Source organism: Enterococcus silesiacus (genome assembly GCF_001886225.1).
Classification (GTDB): domain Bacteria; phylum Bacillota; class Bacilli; order Lactobacillales; family Enterococcaceae; genus Enterococcus_L; species Enterococcus_L silesiacus.
Genome location: NZ_JXLC01000016.1, coordinates 15,079 through 30,595 on the forward strand (window position 1 = coordinate 15,079; position 15,517 = coordinate 30,595).

Genomic DNA, 15,517 nt, shown 5'->3' on the forward strand with positions numbered 1-15,517 from the left:
TCCCTTCAAGTTTAACGTCATTTATATTATACTCTAAAAACAAGCCAGCTCCAATAACTTCTACCTTTCTTCAAAAAAGCTTTGTCTTTTATTCAATCTTTGATACTATTAAAGATGAAAGGACGTTGAAAATTCATGGAAAATATACAAGCAGTTGCTTTTTTTGATTTAGATGGAACACTGTTGAATGATAAGTCACAAATTACCTCAGAAATAACAAAGGCTATCAGCTCTTTGAAAGCCAACAATGTCTTACCGATGATCGCCACTGGTCGGACAGTTGTAGAAATCGAACATATTATGAAAGACAGCGGTATTGATTCAGCAATTGTTATGAATGGCCAGTTTATTCAAGTGGAAGGCAAAAAAGTTTATTCAGATGAGTTTACCTATGATGAATGTCTGAAAATGTATGAGCACGTCAAAAGTTTGGGACATGAAATTTCATATTATAATGACCAACAAATTTGGTGTTCTGGTCACAGCGAGATATTAGCGAACGCCTATGCGTTTATCCATTCAGATGTCCCAGTAATCGATCACTCCAGCTTAAAAGATAAGACCATTAACATGATGTTAGTCCTATCTGAAGATGGTGACGAGCATTATTTAAAGCATTTTCCTGAAATGACTTTTTATCGTAATGGTCCGTATTCTATCGATACTGTTCGAAAAGGAGTTTCTAAAGGATCAGGTGTCAAAAATCTCTTCAAAGCCTTAGATTTACCAACTGTTCCAACTTTTGCATTTGGTGATGGAATCAATGATCTGGCTCTTTTTGAAGCTTGCGATAATAAAATTGCGATGGGCAATGCACGGAACGAATTAAAGGAACGTGCTAGTTTTATCACTAAGAAAAATACAGATGGCGGAATCGTTCATGCCTTAAAGCACTTTGATCTGATGTAAAGAGCGTATTAAAAAATCCCACTTCTTATTTAGAAGATGGGATTTCTTTTTTATGTCTTTTTTGATGAACACAGATAACGGTTCCTGTCACTTGAATCAGTAAGAGAAAAAGCAAAATTGCGCTTAATCCTAAATGTCCTTGATCGATGGTTCTTTTTAACAATACAAGTAAAATCAGACTGCTTACTGAATAAAGTGACCATTGTTTATCCATAATATCTAGACCCCTTTGGTTTGTTATCTATAAGGATAGGACTTTTAAGTATAAAATGCAAGGATCTTTTAGGTATCTGTGAAGTTTCCAACAATTTTTTAGTATTTTTTTATAATTTTAAGGAAAATCTAACCCTATTACTCACACTTTTCTTCATGCTTTTTCCGTCTAAAAATGCTCTATCCATTTCAAACGGTTCAAAAAAATGATACACTGATTTTACTGCAAATTTTACCGTAAGGAGTCTTTGATTTATGAAAGTGCAAAAACACTCAAATTTACAACTTATTTTAGATACCTGTTTAATGGCAGGAAAAATCATGACAGAAAGTGGATCTGAAGTTTATCGTGTAGAAGATACGATGAATCGAATTGCCGAAAATGCTGGTCAAAAGGAAAGTGTTAGCTATGTTACTGCAACAGGTCTGTTCATGGGATTTCGTTCAAGTAATTACACTCAATTAGAAAATGTAACTGAGCGAAGTATTAATTTAGAAAAAGTAGCGATTGTTAATAGTCTTTCACGAAAATTTGCTGACAAGGAAATTTCTTTGGAGGAACTTCATCTAAAACTGACAAATATCAATCATGAAGCACCAACCTATTCTGTTCCCTTACAAATTTTTGCAGCAGGGATCGTTAGCTGCACATTGATGTATATTTTTGGTGGAAATTGGCACGATTTTTTAGCGACTTTCTTCGTTGGAATGATTGGTTTTAGTGTTGCTTATTTTACTAAACAATGGCTGAATATCAAATTTTTAGATGATTTTTTGGCCGCTTTTACGGTTGGCCTATTGGCCTATTTAGCAGTGAGATTCCACTTAGCAGGCAATATTGACAATATTATTATCGGGGCGGTTATGCCACTTGTACCAGGGGTTGCTATCACAAATTCATTCCGAGATATTTTAGCAGGGCATTTATTAAGTGGCACGGCACGCGCAACGGAAGCGATATTTATTGCCGGATCGATCGGCATTGGAATTGCGATTGTATTTAAACTATTTATGTAAGGAGAAAAGAATGTGGAAGTTGTGATTCATTGTTTATTTAGCTATCTCAGTACGGTTACTTTTGGGCTAGTAACAAATGTTCCCAGAAAAGCATTAAACGCATGTGGTATTACGGGAACTGTTGGGTGGATGATTTATTGGTCTACTAAAAATCTTGAGGCTGGCGGGATTTTTGCTAATTTTCTAGGTGCAATTGGCATCGGTCTGTTAAGTATTTATTTTTCGCGTAGAAAAAAAATGCCGATGACTATTTTTAACATTCCTAGCCTTGTTCCTCTAGTCCCTGGTGGTCCAGCCTATCAAGCAGTCAGAAGTGTTGTTTTAGGGGATTATGTTGGTGGGGCACATTTCATTATTAAAGTGATCATGACTGCCGGTGCGATTGCTGCTGGTTTTATGGTAACTGGTATTGCGGAACGTTTATTGAAAAATATATTAGATAAAAATAAACCTACTATCAAAAATCAATAAAAAAATCATTCAAGTAGCCCTATAAGTACTTGAATGATTTTTTATTTAGTCAATCGAGATCTCTTGCGCCTCTTCTTCAAAGAACAATAGTAAATCTTGTAATGTCAATTTTTCTTTTTCCTCTTTCTTTAAATCCTTGATGATTTGTCCTTTTTGTAAAACGATCAAACGATTTCCATAATTCAAAGCATCCTCCATACGATGAGTGATCATTAAACATGTCAACTGTCCTTCTTTGATCCGTTGATCTGTCAGTTGCATCAATTGTTTCGATGTCTTAGGATCTAAAGCTGCGGTGTGTTCATCCAAAAGTAACAGTTCCGGCTTAGTCAATGTTGCCATCAATAGACTTAAGGCTTGTCTTTGTCCACCAGAAAGATTCCCAGTCGGTGTATCTAAATGATTTTCCAGCCCGTTTCCAACTTCACTGCAAATTTTAGTAAAAAAAGTTCTTTCCTCATTCAATTTGCGCAATCGAAAACCACGTCTTTTGCCTCGATGCAGCGCTAGTAGTAAGTTCTCAGCAACAGTCATTCTTGGTGCTGTACCCATTTTGGGATCTTGGAAAACCCGCGAGAGAAATTGGGCACGCTTTTCTTCAGAATAAGAAGTGATATTCTGATTGTTGATAAACAAGTCTCCTTCACTTAATGATAGTGTTCCTGCAATACTATTAAATAATGTACTCTTGCCAGCCCCATTGCCGCCTAGTACTGTCACAAATTCTCCTTGAGAGATTGTCAGGTTCACATGATTTAAAATCGTTTTTGTTTCATTCAGTCCATTGTCAATATTTTTTGTTGCATTCTTTAGTTCTAAAACGACACTCATTTGTCTCCCTCCTTTTGTGGTAAGAAATGCAGATTCAAGGCTTTTTTCAGCTGCGGAATCATTAAGCAAGCAGCTAATATTACGGCAGAGAAGATTTTTAGATAGGTTGTATCAAAGCCAAGTTTGATAACAAATAAAATCAATAATTGATAAATAATACTGCCTACAACGACAGCCACTAAACGTTCAGCAAAAGTTAATTCACCAAAAAGTACTTCTCCTATGATGATTGATGCGAGTCCGATAACGATCACACCGGTTCCTTTATTTACATCTGCATACCCATCATTTTGAGCAATAAGCGCTCCAGATAACGCAATCACACCATTTGATAACGTTAATCCTAGTATCTTCATAGAATCTGTTTTTATACCGATCGAACGAGCCATATGCTCGTTATCGCCCGTTGCGATGTATGCTTGTCCTAAGTTTGTATTGAAGAAAAACAATAGTAAACTAATGATGATTGTCAAAACAATCACGCCCAAAAAGATTATGTCATAATAATTGGGTAAATTTAGTTGCAAAAAGAAATCCTGAATTTTTGGTTGATTCAATAAAGATAAATTTGGTGTCTGCATCACATAAAGAATGACCGAATTCAAACCCGACATTACTAAAATACCAGCTAAAATAACTGGAATCTTTCCTTTTGTAAATAGTAAGCCTGTCACCAAACCAGCGCACATACCTGCCAAAACGCCCAATAGTGTTGCTAAAATCGGATGAATTCCAGATGTGATCGCTGTAACACAAACTGCTCCCCCTAGCGGAAACGAACCTTCTGTCGTCATATCTGGAAAATTTAAAATACGATAGGTCATGAAAATTCCTAATCCTAGTATTGCCCATAACATTCCTTGTCCAATTGCTGAAACAATCATTTGATCCTCTCCTTATGTTTATTATGTTTATTCTATAATGGTTGCTTTTGATTTAATTTTTTCTGAGATTGAAATACCTAATTTCTCTGCTTGCTTTTGGTTGATGATGATATCTCCTGTTTTAAAAGTATAAATTGGCGTTGTTGCAGGTTTGGTTTGTCCTGATAAAATAGCTGCTGCCATTTTCCCTGTTTGAACCCCTAAATCAAATTGATTAATCCCAACTGTAGCAAGGCCACCTTGTTCAACCATTGTATCAACAGATGGAATAATCGGTGTTTTGGTTTTATTGGCTTCATTGACAACCGTTTGCATCGCATTGGCTATCGTATTATCAGTAGGAATATAGATAGTATCAACTTCACTTGTCATGACCTGAACAGTTTGTGCGATTTCATTACTGGATGGAACCACATATGTTTTTACAATCAAGCCTTTCTTCTCAGCAGCTTTTTTTGCTTCTTCTACTTGAAATTTAGAATTTTCTTCAGATGATGCATAGAGAATACCAATTTTTTTACTTTTGGGTAATATTTCCGTTAATAAATCAAATTGAGCAGCTACTGGCGACTTATCGCTTACCCCGGTAATATTTCCTCCTGGGACTTGATTATCTTTTACTAAGCCTGCACTCACTGGATCTGTAATGGCACCCAGAACGATTGGTATTTCTGTCGTCGTATTTGCCAGTGCTTGCGCCGCTGGTGTGGCAATTCCAATCAACACATCTGCCTTTTTTTCTTGTATTAATTGCTGGCTCATGGTCGCTAATTTACTTTGATCGGCCTGACCATTTTGAAAGGCAATCGTCATATTTTTCCCATCTTCATAGCCTTCTTCTTCCAACCCAGCTTGAATCCCCTTGTATATTTTATCCAAAGCAGGATGACTAACAAATTGCAACACTCCAACTGTTGGTAATTTTTCAGGAGTAGCTTCCTTCTTTTCAACAAAAAATGATCCGATTAAAAAAATGACAATGATTGCTACAACGATCGATAAACGATTTTTTTTCATATATTCTCCTCCTAATTTAAAAGCTGAACAGGCTCATTTAATTTTTATCTTTTTCTCGAAAAGTTAGCCTATAAAGCTAGATAATGTGAAACTGATTCATTCCATTAAATGAAATAAATTTAGACAAAAAAACAACGACAAACCCTAAAAAAGGAGTGGTCGTTGTTTTTATAACAAAAACCACATAGATCAATCATCTACGTGGTCGAAATTCATCTTGAACAAACCGACATAGATACAAATTTTAGAATTTGTCTTCTAAAGTTGCATCTATGAGAGTATCATACATACAACTATCTACGCCAGTTTTGCCATGAATTATTCAATTCGCTGATTGGTTTTGATAGTCGGTTCATGTAATCACTCCTCTAGTTTTTCTGTTAACGTAAGTTTACACTAAAGAGAATTTGTTCGTCAAGCCTAAAAATAGGCTAATTTAAGATTATTTTGAATTTTTCTTCTCAATTTGGGCTTTTTTTAGCCGTCTGCGGTAGCTCCAGCTGTCTTTATTTTCTTTAAAAGGATAAAAGCCTAAGTTTGTAAACATTTTCTGAGAGGTTTTATTCCAATTGAAAATTTCGCTTACCGTAATAAAATCACGGTTCATTTTTTTTGATTTATAAATAAAATATTTTGTGACCATCCGGCCTATCCGACGATTGCGAAAAGCTTGATCGATCACAATAGCATAATCATCTTCTGCCAGCCAGACATCCCCAATGATTTGACAATGGCTACCATGATTGTATTCAATATAATAAAGTAGCCCGTGTTGATTTTGCCATTCATACATTTGCTGAATTTGTTCTTTGCTGTATATGGTTTTTATTCCGACGATATTGCGCATACTCTCTGGATCTTGGTACCATTTCAGTGACTCTTTACGCATTTTATCAAAAGGAATTAAGCGAACTTTCTCATTTAGTCGGACTTTTTTTGCTGGCTTACGATTGAAAGAGGACTCAGTGTTTCCCTGAGTCCTCTTTTTTAATAAATCAGTTGCCAAAGTCCGCCATTTAATACTTGTCACGTCGTTCACTTCTCACATAGACTCGCTGTAATCTAGGTTTTCTTATAAAAAGTCCCAATAAAATGAATTGAATAAATTCTTTCATATTAAGCCCTTCTTTCTAAAATTTGATTTATTGTGCCGGCTCAACTTCTGCAGACTGTTCGACTATTTGTCCATCCTCTGCGGTTGTTTGAGTCGTGTCTGCTGTTTCTACTGTTGATTCGGGTGTCGAAGAAGCTGGTGGCTGAACATTTGGTTCTACACTAGACAACGGCAACTGATTTAAAGCAGGAATAAGCATCGTATTGACGTCAAAACTTCCATCAATGGGAATCCGATTCTTTTCCTTCCCATTTTCAAAGAACACGATCGTCACTTCATCCTTTTTGATAGCATATTTTTTTTCGATCCTCCCTGTATCATACACAATAGGATACAAAAATATACTATGGTTAAATTCTTTCATTTTTTTAGAATCTTTTAAAACTTTGATCGCTTGATTGTATATTTTTCCGCTTGGTACTGAAAACAAAACAGTCATAGCAGTCTTTTCACTAATTTCTTTATCAGCTGTTTGAGCATCTAAATAACTTGCTTTCTTCACTAATTTTTCTTGACTCACCAGGGACTTAATTTCGGACGAACGAATATTAGCCTGTACTCGAGGCACTACTATAAATAAACTTATAATCAATAATACGATCACGGCTATAATAATTGCAGTAAGTTTTTTCTGTTTGTTTAAAGAAGCTACAAAATCATCTTTAACATCAATAAAATTTTTTTTCATTTATTCTCTCCTCTATAACTTATATTCTTATTATACTAGTAGTTCATTCCTTTGCCTAGTATAACAAATAATGCTTGATTTATTTTTACCAAAAATTAGAATATTCCCAATTTCAAAATAGATAAATATTAAAAAAGACAATATAAAAAAGAGCTTGTCAGCTGTTGACAAAACAAAGTACGTAGCCTATACTTTCATTAATGATGAATATATTAAAATACGATGAAAAGAAGAGTACTATTTTTAGATAATTTATGAGAGAGTCTCGGCTGCTGAAAAGAGATAATTTGAAAAATAGGAAGATGGTCTTTTCGTAAATATTGGTCAACACTTGGACAGCCATTATTGGGAGCGCCCATTACAGCGCCACGGTATTGATTATAATGATCTGTACCTACAGAGAAAAATCTTGTGAGAGATTTTTGAATCAAAGGTGGTAACACGATTAGTCGTCCTTTACTTTTACAAAAGTATTGGGCTTTTTTTGTGTTCTTTAATAAATCAAACAACTATGGAGGAATCATTATGCTTAACAGTAACAAAGAAATCCCTTTTCGCTATGATATCGTCGGAAGTTTTTTACGTCCAGATTCTTTGAAAAAGGCTCGTAGTGCTTTTGCAAATGGTCGTATTTCCAAAGAAGAATTAACAACCATTGAAGATCAAGAAATCATTGACTTAATTGAAAAACAAAAAGCAGCTGGGCTTCACGCAGTAACCGATGGTGAATTTCGTCGTCGTTGGTGGCATTTAGACTTTATTGCAGGTTTAAATGGAATCACTGTTTATGACTTTCAAACAACTGCCTTTGGCATCACAACTGAAGCGCAAGGAAGCTATGTCAGCGGACCGCTATCTTTTTCAAATGACCATCCATTTCTTGATCATTTTCGGTTCACCCAAAAACATGCGTCACCTACTTTAGCGAAACAAACAATCCCTGGACCGAATATGATTTTCTTGGATTCACTGATTTTGTCAAAACAATACAATGAACAACCGATTTATGACTCTTTAGAACTATTCAAAAAGGACTTGATCACAACCTACCAAGATGCAATCCAAGCTTTTTACAACGCTGGCTGTCGCTACTTGCAATTGGATGATACAAGTTGGGGCGGATTATTCGATGACAGATTCCGCGAGATGATCAAAACAAATGGCTTGGATGCCGATCAGCTCCTAGAAGACTTTCAAGAAGTGACAGAAAAAGCTTTAGCAAATAAACCAGATGATCTTGCTGTGACCTTCCATTTCTGTAAAGGCAACTTTCAGTCTCACTGGCTGTACAATGGTTCCTATGAAAAAATCGCCAAAAATTTGTTTTCGATTAAAGCCTTCGATGGCTTCTTCTTAGAATATGATGATGAACGTTCTGGCGGCTTTGAACCACTCAAGGAATTAAAGGATCAACGAATTGTTCTGGGATTAGTGACAACTAAACACGGTCATCTAGAAGATATCTCTGACATTAAAATCCGCATCAATGAAGCTAGCAAATTCATTCCATTGGATCAAATTTGCCTATCTCCTCAATGCGGATTTGCTTCAACCCATGAGGGCAATCACTTAACAGAAGCGGAACAATGGGAAAAAATCGAACTTGTAAAAACGATTGCTGAAGCAATTTGGCAAGACGCTTAAAATAAAAAGGAGGCAACATTATGACTATTATTAAAGAAATTCCATTTCGCTACGATCAAGTAGGCAGCTTTTTACGACCGGATTTGTTAAAAAAGGCCAGAGTAGATTTTCAAAATCAAACGATTTCGGCTGCTGAATTAAAAGCAGTTGAAGATGCTGCAATTATTGACTTGATCAACAAGCAAGTTGAAAATGGCTTAAAAGCCATAACGGATGGTGAGTTTCGCCGTAGTTGGTGGCATTTAGATTTTCTTTGGGGACTAAACGGTGTGGAACAAACTACTCCTGAACATGGGTATCAGTTTAACCAAGTAGAAACGAGAGCCGCATCTTATCAAATAACAGATAAAGTCACGTTTAACCCAGAACACCCATTCTTTGACGCCTTTACATTCTTAAAGGAGCACACACCAGAAGGAGCTATTCCAAAAGCGACAATTCCTTCTCCTACACTACTTTTTAATCGCAAAAGTGATACATTTACTTATGCAAGTTATACAGATGAAGCTGTTTTTATTGATGATTTAGCTAAAGCCTATCATCAAACCATCCTAAAATTTTATGAGTTAGGCTGCCGCTATCTCCAATTAGATGACACTTCTTGGGGGATGTATACAGGTTTTATTGAAAATGCTAAGACACAAGATGAAATCAATCACTGGCAACAGCAATGCGAAGCAGGCGTAGCCGTTGTTAATAAGTTACTTGAAGGTTTACCTGAGGATCTAACGATTACAATGCATGTTTGCCGTGGAAATTATAAATCTGACTGGGCAATTGCAGGACCCTACGATCACGTTACCACTTATTTAGCACAATTAAATATTGATGGCTACTTCTTAGAGTATGACGATGACCGCTCTGGTGGCTTTGAACCGTTAGCCCAAATCTACAAAAATGGACCAGCAAAAAAGGTCGTTCTTGGCTTAGTAACGTCTAAATTCGCCGCACTGGAATCTGCGGCTAATTTAACAAGTCGAATCAACGAAGCATCCTCGTACATTCCACTTGAAAATCTTTGCCTTTCTCCTCAATGCGGTTTTGCTTCTACAGAAGAAGGAAATCATTTAACAGAGGATGAACAATGGGCCAAAGTTCGACTAGTTGTTGATACAGCTAAAGAGGTTTGGCAAGATGCTTAAATCAAAAAATGAGAAATGGCTAGCGAGCAGCCATTTCTCATTTTTTAATTTTATCGATTGACTGAACGAGCCATTCGATTGATTGTATGGCGCATTCCTCGAATCGCAACAGACATTTCATAAATATTTTCCACAGGAGCTAATCCACCATAACCTGCATCGCCAATATGCTGAATGTCTACTCCACAAATTTTATTGGTTAAGGCAATTTGGCGAATCGTCTCTTTACTTGCACTTTCTTGGCTTGTGCCAATTGCAGACATGGTTAATAAATCGTATTTTTTTGCAATTGCTACAGCTGCTTTCATATCATCTTCAGTAAAACCCTGAACGGTTCCAACAGCAGGTAATAATAAAATATCCGCGCCCGCTTTGGCATATGCTTCTACTGCTTCAGTTGATACAACAGGTTCATCGGAGCCAGCACTGTGCATTTTTCCAGCAATGATCAAGCCAGAGAAATTTTCTTTGGCGACTTTGACTGCTTTGGCAATTTCCAAATTAGTCACACCGGTCTCAGGATTTCCCGTTAAACAAATAAAATCCACACCCATTTTTTCCGCTTTTTGAATCGTTTCTTTTGAACTTGTCCGGCCATTACTGATTGTTAGCTTTTCGCTAAACATTGCTGAAGATTCATCTACTGGTTCTAAATTCACACCGATTGGACGACCTACAAGCTTCTTTAAAATAGGAATTGGGTTGATGTTATTTTTTTCTGGATGCTGCCAATAGGTCATAACTTCTTCTAAGGACATTCCGGGGATTCCTTGTACCACTGGATTAAAACAGTCAAACACATTCAATAAAATCAAATCCGCTCCAAAAGCGGCAGCCACTTCTGCATTGCTGATGTCTCCTGCTTGTGGTGAAGCCACGACTACATTTTCGGACAAAATCGTCCGCCCTTCACTCGCCTTGATCGACTGTTTTAATTCTTCTGCTGTCATTTTTGCTACTTCACTGTAGCTCGCACTGATTAATCTTTTTACCATGATATTCCTCCTCATATATTCTATAGAAACAAGTTTCTTCCTCTGTATATTCACTGTGCTACAGGCTTATTTCCCTTTATTTAAAGCACACAATAAATAACACTCTATTAATTATACTAAAAACCATGGGAAAGCGCAGTCATTTAGTCATTAACTTAATCAATTTCACATTCTAGCACTTTTATTTTCCAGTTCCTTTATAATTAAAAAGAACTCCGTTATAATGATACTATTATGTATATAGAATTGAGGGATGTTTATGTCATTTGATGGCGTATTTACTCATGGAATGGTCTCAGAACTATCTGAAACCTTAGTCAGCGGCCGAATTTCAAAAATTCACCAGCCTTATGAAAATGAAATCATATTAGTTATCCGTACAAAAGGGAAAAATCATAAATTGCTCTTGTCAGCTCATCCAAGTTATACCCGAGTGCAACTGACGGAAATTGCCTATGCTAATCCTGAAACACCACCAAATTTTGTGATGATGCTACGCAAGTTTCTTGAAGGAGCAATTTTAGAGCAAATTCATCAAGTAAACAATGACCGCGTAATCCATTTTACTTTTACTAAAAGAGATGAATTAGGCGACTTACAAAATATTGTGCTGATCGTTGAATTGATGGGCAGACATAGTACGATCGTTTTAATAAACAAAGAAAATGGTAAAATTTTAGATGCTATCAAACATATTGGCAGTTCTCAAAACAGTTACCGTTCTTTACTACCAGGTGCTGAATATATTGACCCACCAAAACAAGAGCAAGAAAATCCTTTTTCAGCCAATAATGAAAAGGTTTTTGAGCTCCTTTCAAAAGCTATAGAACTGAACGGAAGCTATTTACAAAAGAACTTTCAAGGTCTAGGTAAAGATACTGCTGATGAATTGGCCTTCCAATTAAATGAGCGACCAAATGAGAAAATGCTGGTGTGGCAGTCTTTTTGGACTGCAATTGAAGCAAAGACCAATCCAACACTAACCATTACAGAGAAAAAAGAATATTTCACTCCACTCCCCTTTGCTTCTCTTGAAGGAAAACAAGAACACTTTGAGTCACTCAGTCAATTATTAGATGCCTTTTATGGTGGAAAAGCCGAAAAAGACCGTGTGAAACAGCAAGGAGGGGAATTGATTCATAAAATCGAAAATGAATTAAAACGAAACCAAAGCAAAGTTGTAAAACTTCAACAAACTTTAGCTGACACCGAGCATGCAGAAAACTACCGCCGTGATGGTGAGTTGCTCACTACTTTTATGACTCAGGTTCCAAAAGGAGCTGAATTTGTTGAGTTACCAAATTATTATGAAGAAGATCAGCTGCTAAAAATAAAATTAAACCCAGCACTGACTCCCAATCAAAATGCTCAAAAGTATTTCCAGAAGTATCAAAAGCTTAAAAATGCAGTCAAGGTTGTTCATGGCCAGATTGAACAAGCAAACCAGGAGATCAGCTACTTAGAATCGGTTTTAGCTCAGCTAGAAATTGCTGGTCCTATGGATATTGAAATGATTCGTGAGGAATTAATTGAACAAGAATATGTCAAAAAGCGAGGTCCTAAAAAGCAAAAACAACCGAAAAAAAGCAAACCAGAAGAATTTTATTCTAGCGATGGCAGCTTGATTCTTGTCGGGCGTAATAACTTGCAAAATGACCAACTCACTCTTAGAACAGCGAAAAAAACAGATATCTGGCTACATGCAAAAGATATCCCCGGTTCTCATGTGATTATCAAAGATACCGATCCATCTGACAATACCTTACGAGAAGCAGCAAATCTTGCAGCTTATTATTCTAAATATCGATTATCCGCACAAGTCCCTGTTGATTACGTGCAAGTAAAGCATGTCCATAAACCAAATGGGGCAAAACCTGGCTACGTTATTTATGAAAATCAAAAAACGATTTATGTTACACCCGATGAACAATTATTGGAAACCTTAAAAAGAGGCCGAGACAAAAGCGTTTAGCTCCGAGAAATAAGAGGGAATTCACGAAAATTGCTTTTCAAATTTTTGTGAATTTCAGCTTATTTCCGAAGGAGCTGCTTTTTTCTCGCCGTTTATTCGGATTTAGAGCGCGAAACAAAACTGATCTTTAGTTTTGTCCCACGCTCTTTTTATGTTCATCCTTCGGCTACCATAGCCCGTTGAACAAGTTTATTAGATACTTCAGAGATAATCGTATTTGCTGAAACGCCTTCTAATGCTGGTTTTTTGAGCGTCATGTAAAAAATATATTTTGGATCTTCCGTTGGCGTGATCGTCACGACCGAATGTAAGTATTCCTGTTTTTGATAACTGCCATTTTCGAAAAATTCAGCTGTCCCAGTTTTAGCAGAAACATTTAATCCTTCTATCGCATACTCTTTTCCCATGCCATACTTTGGATCAATCGTAACATCTTTCATGTATTCGAGTACTTTTCCTGCAGTATCCGCAGAAATCGGTGTTCCTACAACTTCTGGTTGAATTGTCTTTTCTTCTCCATTTGCTGAAATAATTTTACTAACGATAGTAGGTTTCAGCATTTTCCCGCCATTAGCAATCGCAGTGTACGCCTGAAGCATTTGTAAATGCGTGACAGAAATCCCTTGTCCATAAGACGTCATCGCTCTATCCACCGTGGTCTTATTTTGGATCTCTCCCGAAGCTTCACCAGCTAAGCCAATATTGGTGCTTTTACCGAAGCCAAATTTAGTAAGATACTCTTGCCATAATTCTGGCATTTGTTCCTGAAGTGTAACCATTCCTACATTACTTGACCAAGCTAATCCTTGTCTAAACGTCATATTACCTTCTCCAACACCATTATTCCAATCGCTGATTGTGGTATCATCGACTTTGATACTCCCTGAAGTAAATTGTTCACTTTCGTTAAACTTATTTTCTTGAAGGGCGCTAGCCACCGTCATACTTTTCATAGTCGATCCTGGTTCATAGACATCTTCTACAAGAATATTGCGCCAACTATTGTCCGCTTCACCCAACCCCTTTTTAGTATCCAATGCAAATGTTGGGCGTTGAGAAGTCGCAACTATATTTCCCGTTTTGGCCTCCATCAAGGTAGCTGTGATATGCTCTGGGCGATATTTTTCCTCAGCCTCATCTAATAATTCTTCTAGATAAAACTGTAAATTGCTATCTAGTGTGGTGTAGACATCACTGCCATCAACGCGCTTATGCTCTTTAACACTGCCAGGCTTTACATCACCCAATGCAGAGTTTTTTTCATAGCTACGAGAACCATTCTTACCAGATAGTGTATCATTGTATGCTTCTTCGATGCCCATTACGCCTTGTTCCTTACCTTTATCATCTTGCTGAGTATAACCAATAAAATAAGAGGCAAACTTTCCAACTTGATACGCTCGTTTTTTTTCTTCTCTAAAATAGATCCCTGAAATTTTTTTCTGATCTAATTCTTCTTGAATGCTACGTTTTGTTTCAAAGTTTAAATTTTTCCCGTTCGTGCCAAATTCAACTGTGGTTACTAGCTCTCCATCTTCATTTACACTTGGCTTTAATTGCTTTAATGTGATATTTTCATCTATTTTGACATATTTCTTAAAAATCTCAGCAATCGCTGCCCAGTCTTTTTCTTGTACGTATAATTTCTTACCATCTAAAGCAGTGTAGTTTTTATCTAAAATCGCATAGAGTGAAAATGCACTCGAATCTTCAACTAATATATTGCCATTTTTATCAAAAATCGATCCTCGTTTTGCCTCTAAGGTCTCATGCACCTCATAAAGCTCTTTCGATTTTTCAGACAAAGAAGTACCAGCAACTTTACCAGTGATCAATATGGAAGAAAGGCGAATTGTAAACAATAAGAAAATCAGAATGGTCAAAAATAAGACAATAATGCCCACTCGTTTTCGGTTTTTAGTTGTTGTAAGATTACGACTATTAATGATCTCTTTAAATTTTTTCATTCTAATGTATCTCCAAATTGTATTTTAATGTGTCACTCTTGAAATAACTATTTATAAGCAGAATTTTTACTACTTTCGCTTCTTCATTCTACCTCTTCCACCTGTTGATTTTTGACTCTTGATTTGTTTCTTAAACAAAAATTAGAGTATTGTAACAATAAAAATACATTTAATGATTTATCTTGGGATTTCTGTGATCGATCCCTGCTTCTAAAACTAATTCTTCATAATACTGTTCTTTTTCTTCTAAGATTTGAATTTTTTTCTTGAGCTTGATTAATTCTTTTTCTGCATTTTCTCGTTGCTCAGTAATTAGACGTGAACGTTCATTGATCGTTGTATTTCCAAGTTCACAAAGATCTATGTATCGTTTTACCTCGGCCAAGCTCATTCCTGTTGTCCTTAATGTTTGCACGATTTGTACCCAGTCTAAGTCTTCAATTGAAAATTGGCGGACATTGTACTGGTTTCTACTTACATGAGGAAATAGTCCTTGATTTTCGTAAAAGCGTAACGTATGAGGCGAAATATCCATTTTTAGTGCTACTTCGTGGACTGTATACAACTTTTTCATCTTCTTTCTGTTTGACTGAGAGTTACTCTCAAGGTTTATAGTTTCATTGTACCATGATAACGCAACTTTAAACGTTGCC

At 36.4% G+C, this 15,517-nt stretch carries 15 protein-coding genes and 1 other annotated feature; of the genes, 6 read left to right on the forward strand and 9 right to left on the reverse strand.

Translation table 11 applies throughout. From position 1 onward, the window contains the following. Positions 1-135 precede the first annotated feature (135 nt). On the forward strand, positions 136-909 hold the full coding sequence (locus tag RV15_RS11360) for a Cof-type HAD-IIB family hydrolase (protein WP_071878163.1): 774 nt from the start codon (positions 136-138) through the stop codon (positions 907-909). 25 nt (positions 910-934) lie between these two features. On the opposite strand, the gene RV15_RS11365 is transcribed toward RV15_RS11360, so the two are convergent. Then, positions 935-1,123, reverse strand: a complete 189-nt coding sequence (locus tag RV15_RS11365) for a hypothetical protein (protein WP_071878164.1) — start codon at positions 1,121-1,123, stop codon at positions 935-937. Positions 1,124-1,377: 254 nt separating this feature from the next. Here RV15_RS11365 and RV15_RS11370 point away from each other — a divergent pair, with 254 nt between their 5' ends. Then, complete coding sequence (locus tag RV15_RS11370; protein WP_071878165.1) at positions 1,378-2,139, forward strand: threonine/serine exporter family protein; 762 nt, start codon at positions 1,378-1,380, stop codon at positions 2,137-2,139. Positions 2,140-2,151: 12 nt separating this feature from the next. Beyond that, a complete protein-coding gene (locus RV15_RS11375; protein ID WP_071878166.1) occupies positions 2,152-2,610 on the forward strand; it encodes a threonine/serine exporter family protein in 459 nt (152 codons plus the stop codon). A gap of 45 nt (positions 2,611-2,655) precedes the next feature. Here the strand turns inward: RV15_RS11375 and RV15_RS11380 are convergent, their stop codons facing one another. The 5 genes from RV15_RS11380 to RV15_RS11400 all read right to left on the reverse strand — a co-directional run bounded on the left by RV15_RS11380 (position 2,656) and on the right by RV15_RS11400 (position 7,144). After that, positions 2,656-3,441 (reverse strand): ABC transporter ATP-binding protein, encoded by a 786-nt coding sequence (locus RV15_RS11380; protein WP_071878167.1) that lies wholly within the window; start codon positions 3,439-3,441, stop codon positions 2,656-2,658. Next, complete coding sequence (locus RV15_RS11385; RefSeq protein ID WP_071878168.1) at positions 3,438-4,325, reverse strand: ABC transporter permease; 888 nt, start codon at positions 4,323-4,325, stop codon at positions 3,438-3,440. Before RV15_RS11385 ends, RV15_RS11380 begins: the two co-directional genes overlap by 4 nt. 27 nt (positions 4,326-4,352) lie before the next feature. Continuing rightward, positions 4,353-5,342 (reverse strand): tryptophan ABC transporter substrate-binding protein, encoded by a 990-nt coding sequence (gene trpX / locus RV15_RS11390; RefSeq protein ID WP_071878169.1) that lies wholly within the window; start codon positions 5,340-5,342, stop codon positions 4,353-4,355. Positions 5,343-5,784: 442 nt separating this feature from the next. Beyond that, positions 5,785-6,372: a GNAT family N-acetyltransferase gene (locus RV15_RS11395; RefSeq protein WP_071878170.1), complete on the reverse strand. Its 588-nt coding sequence runs from the start codon at positions 6,370-6,372 to the stop codon at positions 5,785-5,787. A 112-nt stretch (positions 6,373-6,484) separates the two neighbouring features. Next, positions 6,485-7,144, reverse strand: coding sequence for a hypothetical protein (locus tag RV15_RS11400; protein WP_071878171.1), 660 nt, complete (start codon positions 7,142-7,144; stop codon positions 6,485-6,487). Positions 7,145-7,357: 213 nt separating this feature from the next. Further along, positions 7,358-7,604: a binding site (T-box leader), on the forward strand. A 65-nt stretch (positions 7,605-7,669) separates the two neighbouring features. Here RV15_RS11400 and RV15_RS11405 point away from each other — a divergent pair. Both RV15_RS11405 and RV15_RS11410 read left to right on the forward strand, forming a co-directional pair. Then, the gene (locus tag RV15_RS11405; RefSeq protein WP_071878172.1) at positions 7,670-8,788 is read left to right on the forward strand and encodes a 5-methyltetrahydropteroyltriglutamate--homocysteine S-methyltransferase; all 1,119 of its coding nucleotides are present in this window, start codon (positions 7,670-7,672) and stop codon (positions 8,786-8,788) included. A 20-nt stretch (positions 8,789-8,808) separates the two neighbouring features. Continuing rightward, complete coding sequence (locus RV15_RS11410) at positions 8,809-9,930, forward strand: 5-methyltetrahydropteroyltriglutamate--homocysteine S-methyltransferase (RefSeq protein ID WP_071878173.1); 1,122 nt, start codon at positions 8,809-8,811, stop codon at positions 9,928-9,930. A 50-nt stretch (positions 9,931-9,980) separates the two neighbouring features. On the opposite strand, the gene RV15_RS11415 is transcribed toward RV15_RS11410, so the two are convergent. After that, a complete protein-coding gene (locus RV15_RS11415) occupies positions 9,981-10,925 on the reverse strand; it encodes a DUF7916 family protein (protein ID WP_071878174.1) in 945 nt (314 codons plus the stop codon). Positions 10,926-11,184: 259 nt separating this feature from the next. On the opposite strand from RV15_RS11415, the gene efbA reads away from it, so the two are divergent. Further along, positions 11,185-12,897: a fibronectin-binding protein EfbA gene (efbA, locus tag RV15_RS11420; protein WP_071878175.1), complete on the forward strand. Its 1,713-nt coding sequence runs from the start codon at positions 11,185-11,187 to the stop codon at positions 12,895-12,897. A 155-nt stretch (positions 12,898-13,052) separates the two neighbouring features. Here efbA and RV15_RS11425 read toward each other — a convergent pair whose 3' ends face one another. Both RV15_RS11425 and RV15_RS11430 read right to left on the reverse strand, forming a co-directional pair. Next, the gene (locus RV15_RS11425; protein ID WP_071878176.1) at positions 13,053-14,864 is read right to left on the reverse strand and encodes a penicillin-binding transpeptidase domain-containing protein; all 1,812 of its coding nucleotides are present in this window, start codon (positions 14,862-14,864) and stop codon (positions 13,053-13,055) included. Positions 14,865-15,033: 169 nt separating this feature from the next. Then, a complete protein-coding gene (locus RV15_RS11430; protein ID WP_071878177.1) occupies positions 15,034-15,438 on the reverse strand; it encodes a MerR family transcriptional regulator in 405 nt (134 codons plus the stop codon). Positions 15,439-15,517: the final 79 nt, after the last annotated feature.